Source organism: Borrelia recurrentis A1 (genome assembly GCF_000019705.1).
Taxonomy (GTDB): Bacteria; Spirochaetota; Spirochaetia; order Borreliales; family Borreliaceae; genus Borrelia; species Borrelia duttonii.
The window spans coordinates 923,452-930,981 of record NC_011244.1 but is presented as its reverse complement, the minus strand read 5'-3'; the positions used below and the strand labels follow the sequence as shown (position 1 = coordinate 930,981).

The 7,530-nt window shown below is 30.2% G+C and carries 6 protein-coding genes and 1 pseudogene; 1 reads left to right on the top strand and 6 read right to left on the bottom strand.

What is annotated here, in order from left to right; all coding sequences use genetic code 11:
• Nucleotides 1–234: 234 nt before the first annotated feature.
• From BRE_RS04310 to arcA, 6 genes and pseudogenes are all read right to left on the bottom strand, one after another.
• Nucleotides 235–768 (bottom strand): annotated as a pseudogene (locus BRE_RS04310) (solute carrier family 23 protein); the annotation flags it as partial.
• Nucleotides 769–1,092: 324 nt separating this feature from the next.
• Nucleotides 1,093–1,233, bottom strand: coding sequence for a hypothetical protein (locus BRE_RS06450; protein WP_232212708.1), 141 nt, complete (start codon nucleotides 1,231–1,233; stop codon nucleotides 1,093–1,095).
• Entirely contained in the window at nucleotides 1,211–2,029 is an 819-nt protein-coding gene (gene arcC, locus BRE_RS04305) for a carbamate kinase (RefSeq protein WP_232212707.1), read from the bottom strand. The genes BRE_RS06450 and arcC overlap by 23 nt, the downstream gene beginning before the upstream one ends.
• A 24-nt stretch (nucleotides 2,030–2,053) precedes the next feature.
• A complete protein-coding gene (locus BRE_RS04300; RefSeq protein ID WP_012539216.1) occupies nucleotides 2,054–3,469 on the bottom strand; it encodes a YfcC family protein in 1,416 nt (471 codons plus the stop codon).
• A gap of 52 nt (nucleotides 3,470–3,521) precedes the next feature.
• Nucleotides 3,522–4,517, bottom strand: coding sequence for an ornithine carbamoyltransferase (gene argF, locus BRE_RS04295; RefSeq protein ID WP_041178172.1), 996 nt, complete (start codon nucleotides 4,515–4,517; stop codon nucleotides 3,522–3,524).
• A gap of 17 nt (nucleotides 4,518–4,534) precedes the next feature.
• The gene (gene arcA, locus BRE_RS04290) at nucleotides 4,535–5,764 is read right to left on the bottom strand and encodes an arginine deiminase (protein ID WP_012539214.1); all 1,230 of its coding nucleotides are present in this window, start codon (nucleotides 5,762–5,764) and stop codon (nucleotides 4,535–4,537) included.
• A 185-nt stretch (nucleotides 5,765–5,949) separates the two neighbouring features.
• On the opposite strand from arcA, the gene BRE_RS04285 reads away from it, so the two are divergent.
• Nucleotides 5,950–7,524 carry a hypothetical protein gene (locus tag BRE_RS04285; protein WP_012539213.1) on the top strand — a complete coding sequence of 525 codons (1,575 nt, stop codon included), beginning with the start codon at nucleotides 5,950–5,952 and terminating at the stop codon, nucleotides 7,522–7,524.
• Nucleotides 7,525–7,530: the final 6 nt, after the last annotated feature.

The window sequence follows — 7,530 nt, the reverse complement described above, 5'->3', positions numbered from 1 at the left end:
TTCACAATTATGTTTGACTATATTAAAACCCTAAATAGAAAGCAATAATTTCAAAACAAAAACACAAGACAATACAATTATGATAGGAGACACACTGACATATTCTTTCCTAAAGAAATTATATAATAAACTCATAATTACATAAAAAGTTATTCCAATACCTATTCCTGAAGATATATTATAAGTTAATGGAATTAACAATAATATTAAAAAACTTGGAATAGCTTCTTTCACAAAAACACATATTAAGACAAAACCTAACAATGTAATCAAAACTTGTAAATCCATAAAATTACCAATACCAATTAATGTGGCCTCATTTTTAACTATAATATTACTATTAACTAAACCAATAAAAGCAATAAAAAATCCAATACCAACAGAAATAGAATATTTTAAATTCATTGATATAGCATTTATGATATTTTCTCTAATCTTTGACAAAGATAAAATAATAAATATAATTCCTTCAATAAACACTGCTGCCAAAGCCACTTCCCAAGGTATATTCATTCCTTTTACAAGAGAAAAAGCAAAAAATGCATTGGTACCCATCCCAGACGCTAAAGCTAAAGGAGTATTTGTTACTACACCCATCATAATTGTAGCAAGCCCTGCTGTTATACATGTAGATGTTACCAATGCTCCTATAGGCATACCCGCATTAGATAATATTAAAGGATTTACTATTATTATATATCCCATACTTAGAAATGTTGTAATTCCGGCAATTATTTCTCTTTTGTAATCAATTTTGTCCTTTTTCATAACATTTTAACGCTCCTTTACAAAACATACATACACATTTAGTTCAAAATATTTTAAAAAACAAATTTTTATAACATTTTCTTATGAAGAATTTATTGTATAATGATAAAAAACTAATATAAGCAAAATAATTGAATAAAACTAAAAATATCATACATGAAATACAAAATTTAATAATAGAAATTAAAAATACAAATGAATGGGTTGATTTTAAGACCTCCTCCATCCATCTTAATCATTGATTCTGTTGAAACTTTACTCTTTTTAAAATAGATGCTTACTTATAACTATACACCTTCCTATATCAATATTTAATAACCCGATCTACATGGTTATCATTGTCCCTCTAATTCCCTTTATCCGTTCAATAATTTTATCAAGTGATGTAATAATTGCTTCTCTATTCTCTCTAGACTTTACAAAGTTAATACTTGCCTCTATTTTAGGCAACATAGAACCTGCCACAAAATGACCGACCCTCTTTGATATATTTCTCTAAATCACCAATATTTACTTTACTCAGTAAACTTTCATTGCTTTTGCCAAAATTTAACGCCACCTGTTCAACAGCAGTAATAATTAATAACTGATCTGCTCCTATGTCCTGTCCTAATTTAGACGATGCAAAATCCTTATCAATTACTCCACTTATTCCCTTAATGACTCCTCTTTCATCTTTGATAACAGGTATACCACCTCCTCCACAAGCAATCACTATACATCCTTTGTTAATTAATTCAATTATCTCTTCAATTTCTATAATCTCAATAGGCTTAGGTGATGCAACCACTCTCCTATACCCTCTTCCACTATCTTCTTTTAAAGTATATCCCTCACTCTCAAGCTCTTTTGCTCGTATCTTATCATAAAATGGACCAATAGGTTTGCTAGGATTATTAAAACACTCATCTTCTTTATTTACCAAAACTTGAGTCAACACCACTATTACTTTTCGTTTAATTCCTCGCCTACAGATCTCATTCCTTAATGCCTGTTCAATATAATATCCTATCATCCCTTGACTCATACCAACACACACATCAAGTGGTGCCAATGGCGTCTCTTTGCACATTTCATTTTCTAACAAAATTCTTCCCACTTGAGGACCATTACCATGACTAATGACTATCTCATAACCATACTCTATTAAATCCACTATACCACATACACTACTTTCTATCCTTGATAATTGCTCACAAAATGTTCCATCTCCACATTCTAAAGCATTCCCTCCAAGACTTACTACAATTCTTTTATTCATACACAACTCCTTAACTCGTACATACTATAAATATACATTTGCCATTATTACTAAAATACATATTACAAATTCAATCACAAAAATCGGCATCACAAACTTAAACCAACTACCATAACTCAGTCTTGCCATTCCCAATACAGCCATGATAACCCCACTCGTTGGCGTTAACAAATTCACCAAACCCGATGCTGTCTGCATAGCCAATACAACTGACGATCTTGGCATATCTAAAAAATCAGCCAATGGAGCCATCATTGACATTGTTAAACTTGCATGTCCTGATGAAGAGGGTACAATAAAACCTATAAATATCTGTACAAGTTCATTTAAAATGATAAACATACCTTTAGGAACCCCATACAAAAATTCTGATGCAGCATGTAAAATTGTTCCTGTAATCATACCTTCATCAGCTACAATCATTACTCCCCGAGCCATACCTATAATAAGTGCTGCTGTTATCATATCTTTAGCTCCCTCTACAAAAGTATCCCACATTTTAGATTCATTCATTTTACATATAAACGCAGATAGAATCGCTGTACCAAGATATAACATTGTCATCTCTTGCATCCACCAACCAAGCTCCAAAATACTATATATCAAAAATACAACCATTAACCCATACAATACTAATACCATTTTCCGTCTATTTGTAAATTCTGGCATACTATCACTCTTATCATCACTCCTACCTTTAACAAATAGATTATAATTTTCTTCCCTTTGAGAATATACTATAGATCTTTTAGGATCATTCTTGACTCTAATTGCATATATCAATACATATGCTATAGCTACAAAAACAGAAACTACGTATAAAACAATACGAAAATAAAAACCATCCTTTATCTCAATACCAGCTATTGCTGATGCTATTCCCGTAGCAAATGGATTAATAGTAGATGCCATAGTTCCAACACCAGCCCCTAATCCAATAATTGCAACGGCTACAACACTATCATAACCTAAAGCTATTACCAATGGGATCATAATTAGATAAAATGGTAGTGTTTCTTCATACATCCCTGTTGTAGTCCCACCTATGGAAAAAATAAACATCATCAATGGTATCAAAAGTCTATCCTTATTTCCCATTTTCTTAATTGCTGCTGCTATTCCTGCATCAACTGCTCCCGTCCCCAAAATAACTCCATAAGCTCCACCAACAATTAAAACAAATACAATAACTTCAACAGCATGTTCCATTCCTTTAGCCATTGCTGTTAAAACAATAAAAATGCCATCCCAAAATCCCCTAGGTGCTCTATCTACTGCATGATAAGTTCCAGCCACAACAACTTCTTGCAAATTACCATTCACTTCTCTATTTTCTTTATGAAATTCACCTGCAGGAACTATATAAGTTAATATTGTCATAAACACTATTAAAGCAAATACTATCGTAAAACTACTTGGCATTTTATTTTTTTGAACCATTTTATCTCTCCTAATACATATTTACATTTTGATAATAAAACTTATAATAAATTTATCCCAAAGTTCCAACCATAACGGCTTTAATAGTATGCAACCTATTTTCAGCCTCATCAAAAACAACAGATCGATCACCCTCAAAAACATCATGAGTAACCTCAATCCCTTTAAGTCCATATTTTTCAAAAACTTCTCTACCAACTACCGTATTTAAATCATGAAAAGCTGGTAAACAATGCATAAATATTGCATCTTTCTTTGCCAATTGCATAAGTTCACTATTGACTTGATATGGTCTTAATAATTTAATTCGTTCATCCCAATTAGTCTCACCCATAGACACCCATACATCAGTATAAACAACATCAACATCCCTAACTGTTTCTTCAATAGAACTAGAAATAGTAATACTACCCCCACTCTTATCAGCAATCAATTTTGTCTTAGCTACCAACTCTGGATCTGGAAAGAGTTCTGTTGGTGCAAATATCCTAAAGTCCATTCCCATCATAGAACATCCTTCCATTAAAGAATTAGCCATGTTATTTCTACCATCACCACAAAATACCATCTTTAAATTTTTTAAACATCCTTTATGTTCTTCAATGGTCATAAAATCAGCAAGTATTTGCGTTGGATGAGCAATATCTGTTAATCCATTATAAACTGGCACATTAGAATACTTAGCTAAATCTTCAACCGCTTCTTGAGAAAATCCTCTAAATTCAATAGCATCATACATTCTTCCCAATACCCTTGCAGTATCAGCTATAGATTCTTTTTTTCCTATCTGACTTCCTGTTGGTCCCAAATAAGTCACATGAGCTCCTTGATCATAGACAGCAACTTCAAACGCACATCTTGTTCTTGTTGAATCCTTTTCAAAAATTATAACTATATTTTTACCCTTCAGTTTTTGTTCTTCAATTCCTGATTGTTTAACTTTTTTCAACTTATGAGACAAATCAAGTAAATATTGAATATCATCTTGAGTAAAATCTAAAAGCCTTAAAAAACTTTTATTGCGTAAACTATCTTGTAAATTATACATAAACATTTTCTCCCTAACTAAATATCTTCTCTTATCAAAGGCATAGACATACATCTTGGTCCACCCCTTCCTCGTGAAAGTTCACTAGAAGGAATTTGATAAACCTTAATCCCAAATTCCTCAAGTAATTTATTAGTCATATGATTTCTAGAATAAACTATTACTTCTCCAGGTGATATTGCTAAAGTGTTAGCACCATCATTCCACTGTTCTCGTGCTCCATGAATTAAATCTCCCCCAGCACATTTTATGATATTAACCTTACATCCAAAATAAAAACCTAAAATATCTTCTAATTTTGCCTTTTCGCTTTTAACTTTAATACTGCCAGAACTCACATCATAAGTTAAAGCATAAATTGTAAATTTCATATCATCACTAATAAAACTTGTAAAAGTAGTATGATCAATTTGAGTAAAAACAGTATCCAAATGCATATAAGCCCTACTTTGCGGAATTTGAAAAGCCAAAATTGTATTAAATGATATTTTTTGCTCAAAAAGTTTTCGTGCCACTTTCTCAACAGACTCAGACTCGGTCCTCTCAGAAACACCAATAGCTAAAACATCTCGACTTAAAACTAATTCATCCCCACCTTCTAAAGTAGTATCCTCATCCCTATTATACCATATAGGAACATTGTCTTTATAAATAGGATGGTACTTAAAAATATATTCTGCAAATATAGTTTCTCTATGTCTAGTCTTAGTAGACATCCTATTTATTGTCACACCATGCCCAATACTTGCAAAAGGATCCCTTGTAAAGAGTATATTGGGCATAGGATCAATAATTAAAGGATATTCACTATTTACTAAAGAATTTAGAGAATCAGATTTATAATTTTTAAGATCATCTCTTGTCACACCAGCTATCATATTTGAAATCATATCATTAACAGACATATTACAAAAATAATCTTTCAAAGCTCTAGTTTTATTTTCGGTCCTAATTCCTGCCTCCAAAATAAACTGAGATATGAATTGCTCTTTTATACTATCATCATTAGAAAGAGTTTCACTAATCAAATCTTCAATATAAACAACTTTAACTCCATTACCTCTTAAAGTATCCGCAAAAGAATCATGTTCTTGTATAGCCACATGTAGATAAGGAATATCATCAAACAACAATCTCTTCATTATTGAAGGAGTCAAATTTTCCAATTCTTTACCTGGTCTATGTAATAACACCTTTTTTAAACGACCTATTTCTGAGAATACATTTATTGGTTTTAAATACTGCATAATAAAAACCCCTGTTTTTATAAAAAAGTTTAAAAAAATTTTAAATATAGCATATTTCTAATATATATATACTTAATATAATAAAACTTAAGCAACAAAAAATCAATATAATTAAAACTTATAAAAAATAATAAACATAATATTCAAAATGAAATATAATAAAATAAATATGATAATATATTGACATGAAACATTTTATATGCATATTTAACTTAATAAGTCTTTATCTCATATGCTCCTGCGCCTTATTTACTACAGATAACCAAGCAAACAATAGTCCAAATACAATTTACTTAACCCATAATGCTCCATCTGCTCATAACCTCATAACAAACAATACACATACCATATATCACATACCATCAAATCTAATAGATAAATTATTACAACATGCAAATGATCCCAATTTATTAAAAATACTAGCAATCGATTTAAAAATAAGTCCTCAAAAAATTGAAGAAATACAAAATTATTTACTAGCTTATCAAAAACATCTCAATAATTCACAAGAATGGAATAAATTTCTTCAACAAAGCAATATCAATGGATACCTAATCATTAAAACTAATACAAGTTTCAAGAAAAAATCTGATATAGAACAAATACATTTAATAAACAAAAATTTCACAGAATTAACAGAAACACAAATGTATTTAGAAAAAGAAATTTTAACAGAATTAGAACAAATATTTTATGAAAACAACATGGGATATATACCTATCAATAATATAGCTTCATTTTTTCCTCAGGAAAACATAAGAAACTATACCATAAACAAAGACATAATAAATGGAACTGAATATATATCACCACACATAATAGCAAATCAACTATTAAAAATCAAAGACAAAAAATATTTTCAAAACTTCATGATTCATTTGAAAATCAACAATAATACAATAAAAAACATGCTACTAAAACAAACAATTGTTGATGAACACAATAACCTATATGATTCAACAAAATCACAACAAAAAATAGACTCTATGAAAAATATTATAGATCCAGAAACAGGTATGGAAATTACACCTCAAAAATTAAGATCTATTTTATCACATGGAGACATATTATTAATAAAACCAAAAATAGACTGGACTGACTTCTTTTATTTCTGGCAGCACACAGGAGTATTTGATGCTGACAAATATGATAATACAAAAAAAATCGCATTTGCAGGAAAAGATAGTTTTGATATAAAATCAGTAATTACAAGTAATCAAATTAAATTTGATACAGCTTCTGTCCAAGGATCGGGATATGAAAAACTCTCAACCTATATACAGTCAAGAATACTAAAAATATTCTCACCCATAACAAATAAAAGAACTATTCAAAAAGCAATGAATTTTGCTAGAAATAGATATATTGACAATAATTTTGGATATATGGTTCCCCTTTTATCTTCCAATATGTGGACTGATTCAATTAATCTTGAGGACATTTACCATAAAACTTACTGTTCCTTAGTAGTTGATAGAATATACAGAATAGCCGGTCTTAATGTTTCACGAAATTATGAAATATCTGGAATAATAACCCCCGGAGACATAAATGCAGCTGCCTATGATTTCTATATGTCATATACAATAGCAGGCATATTTCCCAGCACCTTACCAAATAGAATCATCAAGCCAACTCTTAGAGAAAAATTTATTGGATATAGCAAAGCAATAAAAGAATCCATAGAAACACAAAATGCAAATGAAAAAAAATTTGGTAAGTCTTGTAATATAACTAACCTCTGGTGCTTAGGGAGTTAAATTAAT